At 63.9% G+C, this 17,791-nt stretch carries 5 protein-coding genes; 1 reads left to right on the top strand and 4 read right to left on the bottom strand.

The genetic code is table 11. The features are described 5' to 3' along the window. Positions 1 to 129: 129 nt before the first annotated feature. Complete coding sequence (ku, locus tag M0639_RS14320; RefSeq protein ID WP_197486212.1) at positions 130 to 969, top strand: non-homologous end joining protein Ku; 840 nt, start codon at positions 130 to 132, stop codon at positions 967 to 969. Between the two features lies 1 nt (position 970). Here the strand turns inward: ku and M0639_RS14315 are convergent, their stop codons facing one another. The 4 genes from M0639_RS14315 to M0639_RS14300 all read right to left on the bottom strand — a co-directional run bounded on the left by M0639_RS14315 (position 971) and on the right by M0639_RS14300 (position 17,787). Continuing rightward, on the bottom strand, positions 971 to 15,256 hold the full coding sequence (locus M0639_RS14315; RefSeq protein ID WP_064075317.1) for a non-ribosomal peptide synthetase: 14,286 nt from the start codon (positions 15,254 to 15,256) through the stop codon (positions 971 to 973). A 339-nt stretch (positions 15,257 to 15,595) separates the two neighbouring features. Beyond that, positions 15,596 to 16,018, bottom strand: coding sequence for a metal-sulfur cluster assembly factor (locus M0639_RS14310; protein WP_003944963.1), 423 nt, complete (start codon positions 16,016 to 16,018; stop codon positions 15,596 to 15,598). Then, positions 16,015 to 16,518: a Fe-S cluster assembly sulfur transfer protein SufU gene (sufU, locus tag M0639_RS14305; RefSeq protein WP_003944894.1), complete on the bottom strand. Its 504-nt coding sequence runs from the start codon at positions 16,516 to 16,518 to the stop codon at positions 16,015 to 16,017. The genes M0639_RS14310 and sufU overlap by 4 nt, the downstream gene beginning before the upstream one ends. Before the next feature lie 3 nt (positions 16,519 to 16,521). Beyond that, positions 16,522 to 17,787: a cysteine desulfurase gene (locus M0639_RS14300; protein ID WP_003944865.1), complete on the bottom strand. Its 1,266-nt coding sequence runs from the start codon at positions 17,785 to 17,787 to the stop codon at positions 16,522 to 16,524. Positions 17,788 to 17,791 lie beyond the last annotated feature (4 nt).

Here is a 17,791-nt window from a genome sequence, read left to right as displayed (position 1 = left end):
GCGAGTCGGGTTCTCGAAGCGGATACCCGCTCGATACGCCCCGAACCGACCCATCCGCACGCAACGGTTCGGGATCAACCGTGATCGTTTGCCTCGCGCAAACGGCCGGCGGCGACCATCATGGGAGGCATGCGCTCGATTTGGAAAGGCTCGATAGCCTTCGGTCTGGTCAACGTCCCGGTCAAGGTGTACTCGGCGACCGAGGACCACGACATCCGATTTCACCAGGTCCATGCAAAAGACGGTGGCCGTATCAAGTACAACCGTGTGTGTTCCGAGTGCGGAAACACGGTTCAGTTCGCGGACATCGACAAGGCGTACGACTCGGAAGACGGATCGCGCGTCATCTTGAACGACGAGGACTTCAACAAACTCCCGGCTGCGGAGAAGCACGAGATTCCGGTGCTGGAATTCGTGCCGAACGATCAGATCGATCCGATCTTGTTCGAGAAGAGTTACTTCCTCGAGCCCGATTCGGCGACGCCGAAGGCGTACGTCCTGCTTTCGACTGTGCTCACCGAGAGTGATCGAACGGCACTGGTGCATTTCACGCTGCGACAGAAGACGCGCCTGGCCGCGATGCGCGCTCGCGATGGTGTTCTGGTGATCCAGACCTTGCTGTGGCCCGACGAAGTTCGTGCAGCAGAGTTCCCTTCCCTCGACGACGTGGAGAAGCCGAAGGCGAAGGAACTGAAGATGGCGCAGACGCTCGTCGAGAGCATGGCGGGCGATTTCGATCCGACCGAGTTCACCGACGACTATCAGCTCCAACTGAGGCAGTTGCTCGACGAGATGATCGAGAACGGCGGCAAGAAGGTCATCCCGGCCGCCGAGGTCGACCAAGAGGGCACCGACGCAGAGGTGGTGGACCTGGTTGCCGCACTGCAGCGCAGTGTGGACGAAGCGAAGTCGAACGCCTCCAAGGCCGGCTCGTCGAAGTCGACTACACCGAGGAAGAAACGAGCCTGAGTCAGCCGCGCACGTCTTGGATCTCGATCAGAGCGTCCAACTCTGCGTCGACGTCCGGAGCCGCGTGACGACCCGTTCCGACCGCAAGGTTGATCACGGGTCCGATCGCCTCCAGACCTGCCTCGGTGAACATTTCGGCGTGTGACGTGGGCACCGGACGGTCGATGATCACCCCGGAGACGAACGGTCGCCACGCCGACGCGGTTCGCAGCGGGTCGAAGGTGTCGGCGTGTGCCGAGAAGAACAGCAGATCGCCCACGAACTTGCCCGGGCGGTATCGGTGAGCCAGTTCGGCGCCTGCGGAGTATTCCTCGAACAGTCGCTCGATCCGATCGCTCGAGACCAAGGGGTGATCGCCGATGGCTTCGCGCAAGAGCGCTTCGGCGTCCTCGGGTGTCAGATCACGCACGCCGGTGTCCGAGACCGAGATCCCCAACCCGCCGATCAGTTCGGCGAGAGAAGGCTGCGCGCCCGCCATCGTCGGGTCTTCGAGAACGAAGCTGTCGAGCAGAATCAGGTCGGCGACGCTCTCACCCGCGGCTTGCAACTGCACCGCCGCCGCGTGAGCGATCAATCCGCCGATCGACCACCCCAGCAGGTGATACGGACCGTGCGGCTGAACTCCGCGAATTTCCTCGACGTACCGCGCCGCGAAGTCCTCGATCAGCTCCGCCCGAAATTCGGAGTCCGTCAGGACCGGCGACTGCAGGCCGTAGAGCGGCCGGCTGGAGTCGACGTAGCGATCGAGCGCTCCGTAGCACCAGGCCAATCCAATGGCCGGATGGATGCAGAACAGTGGCTCGGCGCGGCCTTCCGGACGTAGTGGCAGGACTACCGCAAGTGCGGAGGTATCCGCGTCACTTGTCACAACTGTTGCCTCGAGTTCGAAGAGTCTGCGCGCCAATGCCTCCGGAGTCGGGTCGGAGAATATCCACGCGACGGGGACGGTCATGCTGGTGCGTTCTTTGATGGCAGCGACCAAACGCGTTGCCATGAGTGAGTTGCCGCCGAGTTCGAAGAAACTCGAATCGGCGTACGTGTCTACGTCGGCCAGATCGAGTACCTCCGCGAAAGCAGCGCAGATCGCGATCTCGTCGCTGCCTTCCGGACTGCGTCCACTCGGCGACTCCCAGTTGGGAGCAGGCAGAGCGCTGCGATCGAGCTTGCCCGCCGGTGTGGTCGGGACTGCGCCGATCACGACAACAGCGGACGGGATCATGTGCGCAGGCAGCGATATACCTGCGTGACGGCGCAGCGCGGCGGCGTCGAATTCCGCATGTGCCGGGACGACGTACGCGACGATCCGAGCGTCGACGCCCTCCCCGACGACGACGCTGACAGCCGAATGCACGGACGCTTCCGCTGCCAGCACCGCGTCGATTTCTCCGAGTTCGATTCGGAACCCTCGGATCTTGACCTGGTGGTCTGCGCGTCCGAGGTAGATCAGTGCCCCTGAGCGATCTTCGCGCACAAGATCCCCGGTGCGGTACATCCGAGCGCCTTCGGGTCCATGCGGGTCGGCGACGAAGCGCCCGGCTGTGAGTGCGGGGTTGCCGAGGTACCCGCGGGCGAGACCGTCGCCGCTGACGTAGAGCTCACCGACGACCTGGCCGGGAACCGAGTGCAGTCGGGAATCGAGAATCATCGCGTCCACGCCGCGGATCGGGCCGCCGATCGTCACAGGCTCCCCCGCGACCAGCGAATCACTGATGGTGACGGCGACGGTGGCCTCGGTCGGGCCGTACGCGTTGAACATTCGGCGCCCCGGTGCCCACCGAGATACGAGGTCGGCGGAACAGGCGTCGCCGCCGACGACGACGGCTTCGAGATGGTCGAGCCCGGCGGGATCGACAGTCGCCAAGGCGGCTGGAGTCACGAAAGCATGGGTGATCGTCTGCTCGTCGAGCAGTTCGTGCAATTCGACACCGCCGAGAACTGTCGGAGGCGCTATCACCATCGTTGCGCCGGCGCCGAAAGCCAGAAGGAGCTCGAGAACCGACGCGTCGAAGCTCGTCGAGGCGAAGCTCAGAGCGCGAGAGTGCGCGGTGACGCCGAAACGCTCCCGCTGTTCGTCGGCAAACGCTGCCAGTCCCGCGTGAGTGACCAACACGCCCTTGGGTTTTCCTGTCGAGCCCGAGGTGTAGATCAAGTAGGCCGGGTTGTCGAACTCGAGTGGCGCGTCCGGCAGTGTCTCGGAATGGACTGCCTCGATTTCGGTGGTGAATTCGATCGCATCCAACTCGATCCACGATGTGACGCCAGGAAGGTCGGCCGCATACTCGCCCCTGGTGATACCGAGTACCGCTCCACTGTCGGTGAGCATGTGCTCGATCCGCTCGGCGGGGTACGCCGGATCCACGGGAAGAAACACTCCGCCGGCTTTCGCTACGGCCCAGAGCGCGATCACATAGTCGGCCGACCTCGGAAGCGCCAGTGCCACCATCATTTCCGGCGCTATTCCGCGAGCGATCAACGCAAACGCCATAGCGTCGGAGCGTCGGTCGAGTTCGCCGTACGTGAGCGTGACGGATGTGGCGACGTCGACGATTGCCGGAGCGTGCGGATCGGCAGCGCCGCGAAGCAGCAACTCCGGCAAGGTCAAAGCATCGCCGGCCGGACGTCCGGGCAACGCACGCAGGCGACGTCCCGCAAGATCCACGTCACCGACGACGGCGGAGGGCTGGGCAGTCAGTGTCTCGACGATCGTTTCCAGCATCACTGCAAACGACTCCGCCGTATCGGTGTCGAAGAGATCCTTCGCGTAGGTGAGGGAGGCCTCGTAGCCGCCGCCTTCCTCCGCGGTCTGTTCGACAACGGTGAACTGCAGGTCGTACTTGGCGATGTCCGGTGTGATCTCGTGGGCACGAACGGCAAGTCCAGGCAGGTCCCACGTCGTCGGGTGGGCGCCGTGGAACGAGATCATCGTCTGGAACACCGGATGACGGTCGGTGCTCCGGGTCGGCGCCACCACGTCCACGACCTGCTCGAACGGAATGTCCGCGTGGGCGAAGGCGTCGAGATCGACGGAGCGGACAGTACGCAGAACGTCGACGAACGTCGACCCGGGATCGACCGTCGTGCGCAGTCCGACCGTGCCCACGAACATTCCCACGAGGTCGTCGAGAACTCGGTGTCCTCGCCCGGCGACCGGAGATCCGATCACGATGTCGGTGCTTCGACTCAGCCTGGACAGCAGGACGGCATAGGCAGCGTGCAGCACCATGAACGGCGTCGCCGCATTGGCTCCGGCAACCGCCTCGACCGCGATCCGGGTGTGCGCCGGAAGCGAGACCGCGGTGTGGGCACCGCTCAACGACTGGGTGAGCGGACGCGCTCGATCGCTCGGAAGGTCGATCAATTCAGGTGCGCCCCGCAACGTCTCCCGCCAATACGACGCCTGTGCCCCGAGCACGCTCGCGGATTCGTTCACCGCGCCCAGCGCTTCCCGCTGCCAGATCGCGAAGTCCGCGTAATGCACCTCGAGCGCGGTGAACTCGGGAGCGTGTCCCGAACTTCTCGCGACGTAGGCGGTGAGCACATCCTTCATCAACGGCGCGATCGACCATCCGTCCGCCGCGATGTGGTGGATCACGATGACAAGTGTGTGGTGCTGCGGCGTCGATTCGAGCAGGAGCGCGCGAACGGGAGCTTGGGTCGTGATGTCGAATCCGCGCGACGCGAATTCTCTGGCTAGCTCTTTCGGTTCACGGGTGTCCGCAGTTCCGTATTCCAACGAGGTAAATGCATCCTGGATCACCTGGTGCGGGCCGGAGTCGGAGTCGGGGAACACTGTGCGCAGGATTTCGTGTCTTTCGATCACGTCGAGGACAGCAGCTTCGAGGGCCGGCACGTCGAGTGCACCGTCGAGGGAGATCGCAGCAGGGACGTTGTACGCGGGTGAGCCGGGATCCATCTGGTTGAGGAACCAGATGCGTGCTTGCGCGTAGGACAGCGGAATTCGCTCGGGGCGGTCTACGGCGGTGATCGGTGGAAGCGCCTTCGCCCCGGCGGATGTGTCGAGTATGGTGGCAAGTTCCCGAATTCCGGGGTGCTCGAACAGCATTCGGACAGGCACCTGCCTGCCCAACGACTCGCCGAGTCGCTGGGCCAGTCTGGTGGCGAGCAGTGAGTTGCCACCGAGTTCGAAGAAACTGTCCGACGCACTGATCTGTTCGATACCCAGCAGTTCCGCCACGACGCCGGCAACCTGGAGTTCGGTCGCGGTCGTCAGCGGCTCGACACTTCGCTCGGACGAACGCAGTGTCGGCGCCGGCAATGCCGATCGGTCGAGCTTCCCGACGGGGGTCAGCGGTACGTGATCGATCGGGGTGATCGCCGACGGCACCATGAAGGCGGGCAGTGAGCGGCGCGCATGGCTCAGCAACTCGTCCATCTCGACCGCATCGGCACCGAGCACTACGTACGACGCCAACATCGTCTCACCGGAAGCTGCGTCGACGCCCACGGTGACCGCGAACTCGACGCCGGGGTAAGTGCTGAGGACGGAGTCGATCTCGCCCAGTTCGATGCGGAATCCGCGCACTTTCACCTGGTGATCGGAGCGTCCGACGTATTCGATCGTCCCGAGCGGCGTCCACCGAACCAGGTCACCGGTCCGGTACATGCGGGTGCCGGCCGGGCCGAACGGCGCTGCCACGAATCGCGTCGCCGTCAAGGCGGGTTTGTCGAGGTAGCCGCGGGCAAGTCCCAGGCCGGCGATGTAGAGCTCACCGGTGACCCCGACGGGTACCGGCTGAGCCGAGCCGTCGAGAATTACCGCGGACACGCCGCGGACGGGCCCGCCGATGGTCACGGTCTCCCCCACGCTCAAGGCATCACTGATGCTGACCATGACGGTGGTTTCCGTCGGCCCGTAGCCGTTGAACAATCGGCGACCCGGTGCCCACTTGCGGACCAGTTCGGGTGGGCATGCCTCGCCACCGACAACGATCGACTGCAGGACGTCCAGCCCGGTGGGATCGACCGAGGCCAGCGCTGCCGGTGTGATGAACGCGTGGGTCACCTGGTGATCGGTGACCAATTCGGCTAGGTCCTGGCCGCCGTAGACGTCGGGAGAGGCGATCACCATCGTCGCGCCTTCACCGACTGCGAGCAGCAGTTCGAGGATGGATGCGTCGAAGCTCGGTGAGGAGAAGTGCAGCGTCCGCGACTGCGCCGAGATGCCGTAACGCGCCGTCTGCTCGGCCGCCAACGCGCTCAGGCCACGATGAGTGATGCTGACGCCCTTGGGCTTTCCCGTCGATCCGGAGGTGTAGATGATGTAGGCGAGGTTGTCGATTCGGATAGGCGCGGCCGGAACCGGCTGCCCGACACCGTCGCCGTGGATGTCGTCCATTGTCATCCACGGAACCGGGCGGGGCAGTGATTCGATCACCGCTTCCGTCGTCACTCCGCGAGTGGCTCCGGAGTCGGTGAGCATGTGCAGAATGCGATCGGCGGGGTATCGCGGATCGACCGGAACAAACGCGGCGCCGGTCAAGGAAACGCCCCACAAGGCGACGATCGAGTCGATCGAGCGCGGAATCGCGATCGCCACAATGTCTTCGGCACCGATCCCTTCCGTGGTCAGACGGCGGGCAAGCGCCGATGCACGGGCGAAGAGATCTCGGTAGAGCACGGTGGTGTCACCGGATCGAAGGGCCACCGAATCGCCTGAACGGGTGGCGGTCCGCGTCAATATTTCGGCCAAGGTGCGCGAACTGGTCCACGCCGGACCGCGAACCGGCATCAGCGACGCCCGCTCGAGGGTGCTGAGGAAATCTAGGTCGTCGATCGCGGCGTCCGGATCTGCGGCGACGGCGCGGGCCACCGACTGCACACGCGCGGCGATCGTTTCCGCGGTGGCAATGTCGAAGAGCGCCTCGGCGAACCTGAGCGACCCGGTGATCTCGGTCTTCTCGGAATCGCCTGCCAGCAGGGTGAACTCGAGGTCGAACTTCGCGACGGACGGTTCGAGTGCTTGCGCTTCGAGATGCGCGTCGTGGACCGTGACCTGCGGCGAGACCACATTCTGGTGGTACGACAGCATGACCTGAAACAGGGGGTGTCGCGTAGTGGACCGGTCGAGATCGAGGGCGTCGACCAGCACCTCGAAGGGCAGCTCGGGGTGCGCGAAGGCGGCAAGGTCGCGTTCACGGACGACCTCGAGCAGGGAGGTGAACGACGCTCGGTGATCGACCGGCGTCCGAAGCGGTACCGAATTGACGAACATCCCGATCAGGGAATCCAGCTCGGGTCGCCCGCGGCCTGCCACCGGGGTGCCGACCACCACGTCGTCGGTTGCACCGAGACGCGCGAGAACAACCGCCAGGATCGCGTGTACGACCATGAACTGCGTCGAGCCACTGCGCCTCGCCACGGCGGCGAGACGCTCCCCGGTCGCCGCGTCGATGACGATCGGCACCGATCCGACGGCGGTCGTGGAGACAGATCCGCGTGGGCGATCGACCGGTAGCAGTACCTCGTCCGGGGCACCAGCCATGGCAGTGGTCCAGAAGGTCAGTTCGCGGGCAACCAGAGACTCCTGGTCGCCGACCTGTCCGAGCGAGTCTTGCTGCCACACCGCGTAGTCGGCGTACTGCACGTCGAGCGGTGTGAAAACCGGGGCGTCTCCAACGACGCGTGCGGAGTACGCCGCGACGAAATCTGTCGCAAAGGGAGTCAGGGACCAGCCGTCGAAGGCGATGTGGTGGATGACGACGACCAGTACGTGAGCGCCGGCGTCCTCGCGCACCAGCATGGCCCGAATCGGCAGATCCGAACCGAGATCGAACCCACGCGCCGCGAACTCCGTCGTCGCCGCGTCCACACCTTCGGATCCGCAGTAGCGCTCGACGGAGAACTGCACGTCGGAGAGCGCTCGGATGACCTGGCTCGGGCCGTCGGCGCTGTCGACGTAGATCGTTCGAAGCACCTCATGGCGTGCAATGACGTCCGCAAGCGCCTCCTCGAGTGCATCGCCGTGGATGTCTCCGGTGATGCGGATCGCGAACGGAATGTTGTAGACCGCGGACTGGGGGTCGAAGCGATTGACGAACCACAGGCGCTGTTGCGCGGCGGAGAGCGGTAGGCGGTCCGGCCGAGCGCCGGCGCTCAGGGCAGGTCGATCGTCTGATTCTTCGGCGCTCGCCGCCAGACGTGCAGCGAGCGCTTCGACGGTCGGCGCTTCGAAGATCGAGCGAACGTCCACCGTGAGTCCCGTCGCTGCGCTCAACCGCGCGGACACCTGCGTCGCGACGAGCGAGTTGCCCCCGAGATCGAAGAAGCTGTCTCCGGCCCGGACCTCGGGCACGTCGAGCAGTGAAGCGAACACGTCGGCAACGGTTCGTTCGAGTCCGGCCTCGGGTTCACGGCCCGTTCCGAGGATTTCGCGCGGTATCGGCGTCGGCAACGCTCTGCGATCGAGTTTGCCGACCGGAGTCAACGGAATGGCGTCGATCGGGGTGATCGACGACGGAATCATGTACCGCGGCAGCGTGTCGGCGAGTCCCACGAACAGCGACTCGATATCAGCGTCGCCGCTCAGCAACACGTACGACGCCAGACTGGTACCCGCGGCGGATTCGACGGGAATCGTCGTGGCGAACTGGACGAGAGGGGAATCCATCAGAGCAGCGTCGATCTCGCCGAGTTCGATGCGGAACCCGCGGATCTTGAGCTGATGATCGCTGCGGCCCACGTAGCGAAGGGTCAGGTCCTTGGTCCAGCGGACCAGGTCACCGGTTCGGTACATCCGGGCACCGGGCGTCGAGTACGGATGCGCGACAAACCGATCCGACGTCAGCGCGGGACGAAGGTGGTAACCACGTGCAAGGCCCGGCCCACCGATGTACAGCTCGCCGACGCCGCCGATCGGGACCGGTTGCAGCCGAGAGTCGAGCACCACGGCGTCGATTCCGCGGATGGGACCGCCGATGGTGATCGGCTCCCCCGGTGAGAGTGGGTCACTGATGGCAACCATGACAGTGGTTTCGGTCGGACCGTATCCGTTGTGCAGTCTGCGCCCGTTGCCCCAGCTCGAGACCAATTCCGGCGTGCACACGTCGCCGCCGACGACTACGCATTCCAGTGACGTCACGCCCGCCGGATCGACGGTCGCCAGCGCAGCCGGAGTGATGAAGGCATGAGTGACCTCGCGGCTTCGGAGGAACTCGCTCAACGCCTCCCCTCCGTAGATGTCGGGAGGGGCGATCACCATCGTCGCGCCGGTCGAACCGGCGAGCAGTAGCTCGAGTACGGCGCCGTCGAAGCTCGGTGACGCAAAATGCAGAGTTCGCGACCCGGCGGTGATCCGGTACCGATCCTGTTGTTCGCGAGCAAGATTGGCCAAACCCGCGTGAGTGACGACGGTGCCCTTCGGCACTCCGGTCGAGCCGGACGTGTAGATGACGTACGCAGCCGACGCCGCAGTGATCGACGCTGTTCTGTCAGCGTCGTCGATGGCAGCGTCGGAGTAGGCGGCACATTCTGCAACCGTGTCCGCGTCGCCGAGGTCGATCCAGACTGCGACGTTCCCACCGACTGCCGGACCAGCCGCAACCTCGGCGGACCGAATTCCGATCCGCACACCCGAATCCTCGAGCATGTGCGCAACTCGATCTGCGGGATAACGGGGATCGACCGGGACGAAAACGCCACCGGCTTTGGTGACCGACCAGACTGCGAGCACGGAGTCGACCGATCGGGCGACGGCCAGTGCGACCGGTGTCTCGGGGCCGACTCCCAGGTCCATGAGGTATCGAGCGATCCGATTCGATCGACGCTCCAGCTCCCCGTACGAGAGTGAGCGCTCGGAGTCTTCGAGGGCGATCGCGTCGGGATACGTCCTCGCGGTATCCCCGAGGATCTGCGCCAGCGTCGATTCGCCCACCGAAGCCACGCCGCGCCGCGGCAATATCGTGGCACTCTCCCGGGATCCGAGTACACGAAGATCACCAACCGGTGCAGTCGGTTCCGACACTGCCGATTCCACGAGGGTCACGAAGTTTCGCGCCAAGGATTCGACGGTCGCGTTGTCGAACAGGTCGGTGGAATAGGTGAACGTGGCATCGATTCCAGCTGCGGTCCCGGACTCGTGACGTTCGGTGACGGTGAGCTCGAGGTCGAACTTGGTCAGCCCCGTCTCGACTGCCCGCGCCGTCATCGACACCCCGGCCAGTTCGGCAGTGTGGGTGGTGGCTATCCGCGAGGTGATGGCCGCTTGAAAGACCGGGTGGTGCGCAGGCGAGCGGTCCAGTTCGAGCGCGTCCACGACGACGTCGAAAGGCACGTCCGCATTGTCGAAGGCATCCACGTCGACGGCCCTGACCTGTGACAGGTGTGCGGCAAACGTTACGTCCCGATCGACGACGGTCCGCAGGGCAAGAGTGTTGACGAACATGCCGACGAGCAGATCGAGAGATCTGTCCCCTCGCCCGGCCACCGGTGTTCCGATGACGATGTCGTCCGTGCCGCTGTACCTGGCCAGAAGCAGGGCGAAGCACGCGTGCAGGGCGATGAACGGCGTGGCGTCGTGATCGGCGGCGAGTACAACGAGCTTCTGATGCGTGGAAGCGCCGATTCTGATGTCGACTCCGGCTCCGCGCATGGTCGGGTCGAGTGCGCGCGGACGGTCCGTCGGCAGGTGGAGCTGCTCGGGTGCTCCTGCCAGCTGCCGCTTCCAGAACGTGATCTGTGAGTGGGCAAGCGATTCGGTGGATGCCGTGTCCCCGAGGTGTTCTCGGTGCCAGAGCGTGTAGTCGGCGTACTGCACTGGAAGCGGTGCCCACTGCGGGCTGTTGCCGCCGACGCGAGCGGCGTAAGCGCCGGTGAGATCAGCAGCCAACGGGGCGAGTGACCAACCGTCGGCCACCATGTGATGCAGAACCACTACGAGGACAGCTTCCTCCTCATCGCCTTCCTTCTCGGCGGCGACAGTGATCAGCAGGTAGCGCACCGGACGTTCGCGGACCAGATCGAAACCGGCCGAAGAGAATTCGAAGATCACTCTCTCGAGGCTTCCGCGTTCCACGTCGATCGACTCGAGCCCTGCGATCCCCTCGCCCAGGCCCAGAACCTTCTGCGTCGCGTTGTCACCGACCTGAGGAAACACGGTGCGTAGTGACTCGTGACGTGTCACGACGTCCACGATCGCGGCACTGAGTGCGTCGGGATCGACGGCGCCGCGCAACGACACCGCCAGTGGAATGTTGTACGCACCTGATTCCGGTGCCACGCGGTTCAGGAACCACAGTCGCTGCTGCGCGGGAGCGAGAGGCAGTACAGCCGGCCGGGCCACGACCTGAATACCGTCGGCGTCCGGGGTCTGTGCCGCACGCTCGATCGTCGCCGCGATCCCAGACACCGTGGGATGGTCGAAGAGTGCACGCAGCGGCATTTTAACCCCGGTGGCTTCGGTCAAGCGCGCTACCGCCGTCGTCGCTACCAGCGAGTTTCCGCCCAGATGGAAGAAATTATCGTCGAGTCCGAGCGGTCCACTACTCAGGATGTCAGCCAGAACCGCCGCAACCTTGCCCTCGGTCGGGGTCGTCGGGGGTCGGAAGACCTTGGTGGAGGCCAGGATAGGCGAAGGCAGCGCACGCCGGTCCAGTTTTCCGTTGGTGGTCAACGGAATCGAATCGAGGACCATGAAGGCATCGGGAACCATGTAGGTCGGGAGGGCTTCGGCGGCGTGAGCTCGGAGGGCGTCGGCGTCCACGACGTCGGAAGCGGTCACATAGGTCACGAGAGCGCCGCCCGCCGGCGTCGGAGCCACGACGGTCACGGCATCGTCGATTCCCGGCGCGCTGAGGATGACGGAGTCGATTTCGCCGAGTTCGATCCGGAATCCGCGGATCTTGACCTGCGCGTCGCCGCGTCCGAGGTACTCGAGTTGTCCGGGCGCAATCCATCGTGCGCGGTCGCCGGACCGGTACAACCGTCGTCCGCCGGCATTGAAAGGATCGGCAACGAACCGGCCCGCGGTGAGGTCTGGACGGCCCAGATAGCCACGGGCGAGTTGACCGCCCGCGACATAGATCTCCCCCGCGATCCCCACCGGGACCGGGGAGAGATGCTCGTCGAGCAGGTACACACGAAGTCCGTCGATCGCGTCACCGATCCGGCTGCCGGTCAGCGCACTCGCGCTCGCCCGGTCGAGTTCGAGATGGGTGACGTGCACCGTCGTCTCGGTGATGCCGTACATGTTGACGAGTGCAGGCGCGGATTCCGTGTGACTTTCGTACCCCGGGTGATTGTCGTACCAGCGCCCGAGTCGACGCAGGTCCAAGGCTTCGCCACCGAAGATCACGTACCGGAGCCGGGTCTCCGAATCGGCCCGAAGGTCGGCTTCGATGTACTGGTAGAAGGCCGAGGGCGTCTGATTGAGCACGGTGACGCCTTCTGCGGCGACCAGCGCCCGGAAGGCGTCAGGGTCGCGTGATACCTCGTGATCGACCAGGACCAGCGTTCCGCCGTGGAGCAGCGCGCCCCACAGTTCCCAGACCGAGAAGTCGAAGGCGAACGAGTGGAACATCGTCCACACGTCGTTGCCGTCGAATCCGAATTCGACGTGCGTGTTCTCGAACAATCGCACCACAGTGGCGTGGGTGACGGAGACACCTTTGGGTCGGCCCGTCGACCCCGAGGTGTAGATCACGTACGCCAGATTGTCGGCTCCGTGTCCGCGCGGGCGCTCATCGGTTTCCAGACTCTCACCGGAGTATTCGTCGGATTCGACCCCGACGACCACCACGTCAGAGTTCGGGAAGGCGGAGTTCGGGAAAGTGGAATCGGAGATGACGCACACCGGTTGCGCATCCTCGACCACGTATGCCAAACGCTCGGCGGGGTGCGCACGATCGAGTGGGAGGTATCCGCCGCCGGCCTTCACTACCGCGACAGCGGCAACGATCATGTCCACGGATTTCGGCAGCATGATTCCGACCAACGACTCGGATCGCACGCCATGATCGACGAGCTTGCGCGCCAACTGATTCGATCGTCGATCGAGTTCGCGGTACGACACGCGCTCGCTGCCCGCGACAACGGCGATCGCTTCCGGGGTCGCCCGAATGCGGTCGGAAAGGATCTCGGAGAGCGTTCGGACCGGGGTAATCGGCAGAACGGGCGGCACCAGCGCCTGGCGCGCCTCCGGGCGCAGTAGATCCACTGAGCCGAGCGCCGAGTGCGGAGTACCGACCATCGCGGTCAAGATTCGTAGATAACGGTCGGCGAGGTCCTCGGCTTGCTCCTTCGTGCCGAGCCAATCCAGAACACCGGAGATCGGCTGATCGAAATCGGCATGCTCACCAGTCGGAATCGCCAGGGAGACAAACAGTTCCGGCACGGTGGCCAGATCCGATCCGATAGGCGCACCGACCATGAGCCCCGGAAATCTCGGGTGAGCATCCAGCGGCTCCTCGAAACAGACCATCGCCCGGAACAACGGGCCCGTCTCGACCCAGCGGCCGTCACCGAGTGCGGCGGTCACCGAAGACAGAAGAATGTCTGCGTGTTCGAGAGCTTCGATTGCGACGGTGTCCACCGCACCGACCAGGTCGGTGAGCGTCATGGTGTTCGACACCGTCGAGCGAAGCACCAACTGGTTGGCGAACATCGAGACGAAATCGTCCGGATTGGAGGCGCCGTACCCTCGGACCGAGACGCCGATCGACACCTCGTCGGCCGAACCGACGCGGCGCAGCAGTCCGGCCATCGCAGACTGGAACAGCACGAACAGACTCGTGTTCATCGTCGTCGCCATCGTCTCGAGGCTCCGGCAGAGGCCTGCCTCGATCTCGAGGGGCGTGGACGTTCGACCGGATCCGGCGACGACCGGCAAACCCAGTTCCTCGGCGGGGTTCGACAAGGTCGCAGACCAGTACTCGACGTTGCGGGCGTGTTGAACTTCGGCGATCCATTTACCCGCGGCGTCGGGGTCGATATCCATCAATCGAGTTCCCGATTCCGCAGCGCAGAACAAGTCGAGGAACTCGAGGAAACGCCGGTGGTGACGCGAGATGTCCTCGTTGGTGTACAGGTCTGGATTCGCGGCGAAGTCGATCTGGATCTCTTCGGCTGCGGAAGTCTGATAGACGTTGACGGAGAGGTCTTCGATCGGCCCGGTCGAGATCACGTTCAGTTCGCCGTGCGCGTCCCCGAGAGTGATTCCGGAATGGAACAGCATGAGGTTGATCAACGGCCCGTGGAAGCCTCGTCCGTCGGCGATGCTGTGATCACCGGCGTTGAGGTCGCGTCGTAGGTCCTCGTGGCGGTATTTCTGATGACGCAGTGCGCCGGTGAGTTCGATCTTCACCTCGTGCAGCAAGTCCCCGACCGCGAAATGCGGATCGACGCTCGCACGTATCGGGACGACGTTCGACATCATTCCGCCGGACCTGCGAGCAGCTTTCGTCGTCCGCCCCGAGACCGGCAGGCTGAGGACCACGTCGCGGGTCCCGGTGGCCCGGGCGAGGTAAGCCGCCAGAGCACCGATCACCACTGACGACGTCGTCACATCGTGGGCGGCGGCCAGCCGTTCGAGGGAGCTCCGCAGTTCCGTAGGTACCGTCGCCGACCGTAGGCGAGACCATGCCTGCGACGGAGCAGTCGAGGACGCGAGCGAGGTTCCGCCCGGTTTGTCGGCCATCTTGGTGTTCCAGTAGTCGCGATCGCGCTCCCACCGCGTGGAGCCCAGATAGTCGGCCTCTGCCTTCACCAACGATTGGAGGGGGGCAGTTACCGCTGGGGGAACTGGCAGATCGCGCACCACAGCGGTGTAGATCTCGGCTGTGCGGTTCATCATCGACATCGCGCCGAAACCGTCGAGCGCCACATGATGAATACGGCTGTACCAGTAGTAATGGTCGTCGCGAAGCACCAGGACTGCCAGCCTGACCAGGCGATCGGTGAACGGATCGATGGCAGCAGTGTGCTCTCTGCGCATCCATTCCTGCGCTGCAGATTCCGGATCCGATTCGGCGCGAAGATCGACCACGTCGAGGGAGTCGTCCATGTCGAGATCGAGCCACTGACGCGCAACCCCGTCCACCTCGACCAGGCGCAGATATCCGGAGCCGATCTCACGGCCGGTCTGTTTGCTGGCAGCGGTCAGCAGCTCGATGTCGAGTGGGCCGTCCACGTCCACGTACTGAGCGATGCTGACGGGAATCTCGGGTCGAAGCTGTTGTGCGACAAGCAGGGAAAGTTGCGCGGCAGAAAGAGGGAAGGTGAGTTCGTCGTCCGGACGAGCTGCGGAAACGATTCCTCGGTCGGGACTGCCATCCACACGAATCTCCCTCTTACAACTTGATCATGATGCAAACAGGTATATGCGTCCGCTGGACGCTTCGAACTGATCGGGGCACTTCGAAAATGAGACGAATACTTTGGAAAGCTCGGGTGGAAACTGGCAAATCGCCCGCCGGAGATCACATCGTGACAATCAGCTGCGATGTTACCGATCAGTCAGCTTCCAGCAAATATTCATCAAACAACCATTTGGGACTATTGTCCTGAATATCATGGCTAAAACGGCCCTATATAACAAACCGAAGCGCCGGTACCCGACGAACGGGCACCGACGCTCCGGTGAAATGTATTCAGTTGATCGTGCCGAGGTTGCTTGTCAGACCGTGAAGCCGAGTGCGCGAAGTTGCTCGCGTCCGTCTTCGGTGATCTTGTCCGGTCCCCACGGCGGCAACCACACCCAGTTGATCTTCATGTCGGTACACAGATCGCTACGCACAAGTGCGCCGCGTGCCTGGTCCTCGATCACGTCGGTCAACGGGCACGCCGCCGACGTCAAAGTCATGTCGATCGTGACGACACCGTCGTCTTCGAAGAGTCCGTAGACCAAGCCGAGATCGACGACGTTGATTCCCAGTTCGGGATCGACGACGTCGCGCATCGCTTCTTCGAGTTCGTCGAGTCGCTCAGGCGACGGGACAGTGCCACTGCCCTGTGCGCCACCGAATTCCGCAGTGGAATCGGGATTCGGATTCACCGGAGCGCCGACCTCGGCGTCCTGCACTGGTTGTGTCTCGGTCATGATCCCTGTCCTTCAGTCGTGTCGACCAATTCACTGCTGCTGTCCGCCGTCGTCACAGCACTGCCGTCGACAATCTGGACTACAGCATCCTTGAATGCCATCCATCCGAGCAAGGCGCACTTCACGCGTGCCGGGTACTTCGAGACACCGACGAACGCGATGCCGTCGCCGAGAACGTCCTCGTCCCCCTCGACGGTGCCCCGACTGCTCACCATCTCGTTGAACGCCGTCACCGTCTTCAGTGCGTCGGTGACCTGCATCCCGATGACGAGGTCGTTGAGCACCGACGTCGACGCCTGGCTGATCGAACAACCCTGACCGTCGTACGAGACGTCGGAGACCGTTCCGTCCTCGGATATCTGGACGCGCAACGTCACCTCGTCGCCACACGTCGGGTTGACGTGGTGCACCTCGGCGCCGAACGGCTCACGGAGTCCGCGGCCGTGCGGATGTTTGTAGTGATCGAGGATCACTTCCTGATACATCTGCTCCATGCGCATGATTCAGTTCAACTCCCCTGCGACACCGAAAAATTCCTGCGCACGCTTGATCGCGGCAACGAGAACATCGATTTCCGCGGTGGTGTTGTAGAGCGCAAACGACGCACGGGCCGTCGCAGCGACACCGAACTTACGATGCAGCGGCCACGCACAATGGTGTCCGACGCGAATCGCGACGCCCTCGTCGTCGAGGATCTGTCCGAGGTCGTGGGCGTGAATACCGTCCACGACAAAGGAAATCGCTCCGCCGCGGTTCTCGGACGTCTGCGGTCCGATGATGCGCAGACCTTCGATCGCCGACAACTTTTCGAGAGCAGCCTCCACCAACACGTGCTCGTGCGCGGCGACTGCGTCCATCCCGAAGGTGTTCAGGTAATCCACGGCAGCGCCCAACCCGACCACCTGTGAGGTCATCGGTACGCCGGCTTCGAAACGCTGAGGCGGTGGCGCGTAAGTGCTGACCTCCATGGTGACCGTCTCGATCATCGAGCCACCGGTGATGAACGGAGGCATCGCTGCCAGCAGTTCACGACGGCCGTAGAGAACTCCGACCCCCGAAGGGCCGAGCATCTTGTGACCGGAGAACGCCGCGTAGTCCACTCCCAGTTCGTGGAAGTCGACCGCCATGTGAGGCACCGACTGGCACGCGTCGAGCACGACGAGCGCACCGACGGCGCGTGCTCGTCGCACCAATTCCTCGACGGGCGCGATCGCGCCGGTCACGTTGGACTGGTGGGTGAACGAAACGACCTTCACCGCGTCCGTCAGCTCCAGCGAATCAAGATCGATCCGGCCGTCGTCGGTGACGCCGTACCACTTGAGCGTCGCACCGGTTCGGCGCGCAAGTTCCTGCCAGGGAACGAGGTTGGCGTGGTGTTCGAGTTCGGTGATGACGATTTCGTCGCCAGGACCGACATGGCGGTCGAAGCGATCGTCACCGAGAACGTAGGTCACCAGATTGAGAGCCTCGGTGGCGTTCTTGGTGAACACCAACTCGTCCGAATCCGCACCCACGAAGGAAGCGATGGTGGCGCGAGCATTCTCGTACGCGTCAGTCGCCTCTTCTGCGAGCTGATGAGCACCCCGGTGTACTGCCGCGTTACACGTGGTCAGGAAGTCCCGTTCGGCATCGAGAACCTGGACCGGACGCTGTGAGGTAGCGCCGGAATCCAAGTACACCAAAGGTTTTCCGTCGCGCACGGTTCGCGCCAGGATCGGGAAGTCGGCCCGAACCGCTGTGACGTCGAGCTCGCGCACCGAGGTGGTCATCGTG

Origin of the sequence: Rhodococcus qingshengii JCM 15477 (assembly GCF_023221595.1) — a bacterium.
GTDB classification, from domain to species: Bacteria; Actinomycetota; Actinomycetes; order Mycobacteriales; family Mycobacteriaceae; genus Rhodococcus_F; species Rhodococcus_F qingshengii.
This window is presented reverse-complemented; position numbering and strand designations above follow the sequence as displayed.

What these genes read in the sequence shown, in the direction of transcription:
- ku (WP_197486212.1), top strand. Translation starts at nt 130, where the DNA reads ATGCGCTCGATTTGGAAAGGCTCGATAGCCTTCGGTCTGGTCAACGTC.
- M0639_RS14310 (WP_003944963.1), bottom strand. Translation starts at nt 16,018, where the DNA reads ATGACCGAGACACAACCAGTGCAGGACGCCGAGGTCGGCGCTCCGGTG.
- sufU (WP_003944894.1), bottom strand. Translation starts at nt 16,518, where the DNA reads ATGCGCATGGAGCAGATGTATCAGGAAGTGATCCTCGATCACTACAAA.
- M0639_RS14300 (WP_003944865.1), bottom strand. Translation starts at nt 17,787, where the DNA reads ATGACCACCTCGGTGCGCGAGCTCGACGTCACAGCGGTTCGGGCCGAC.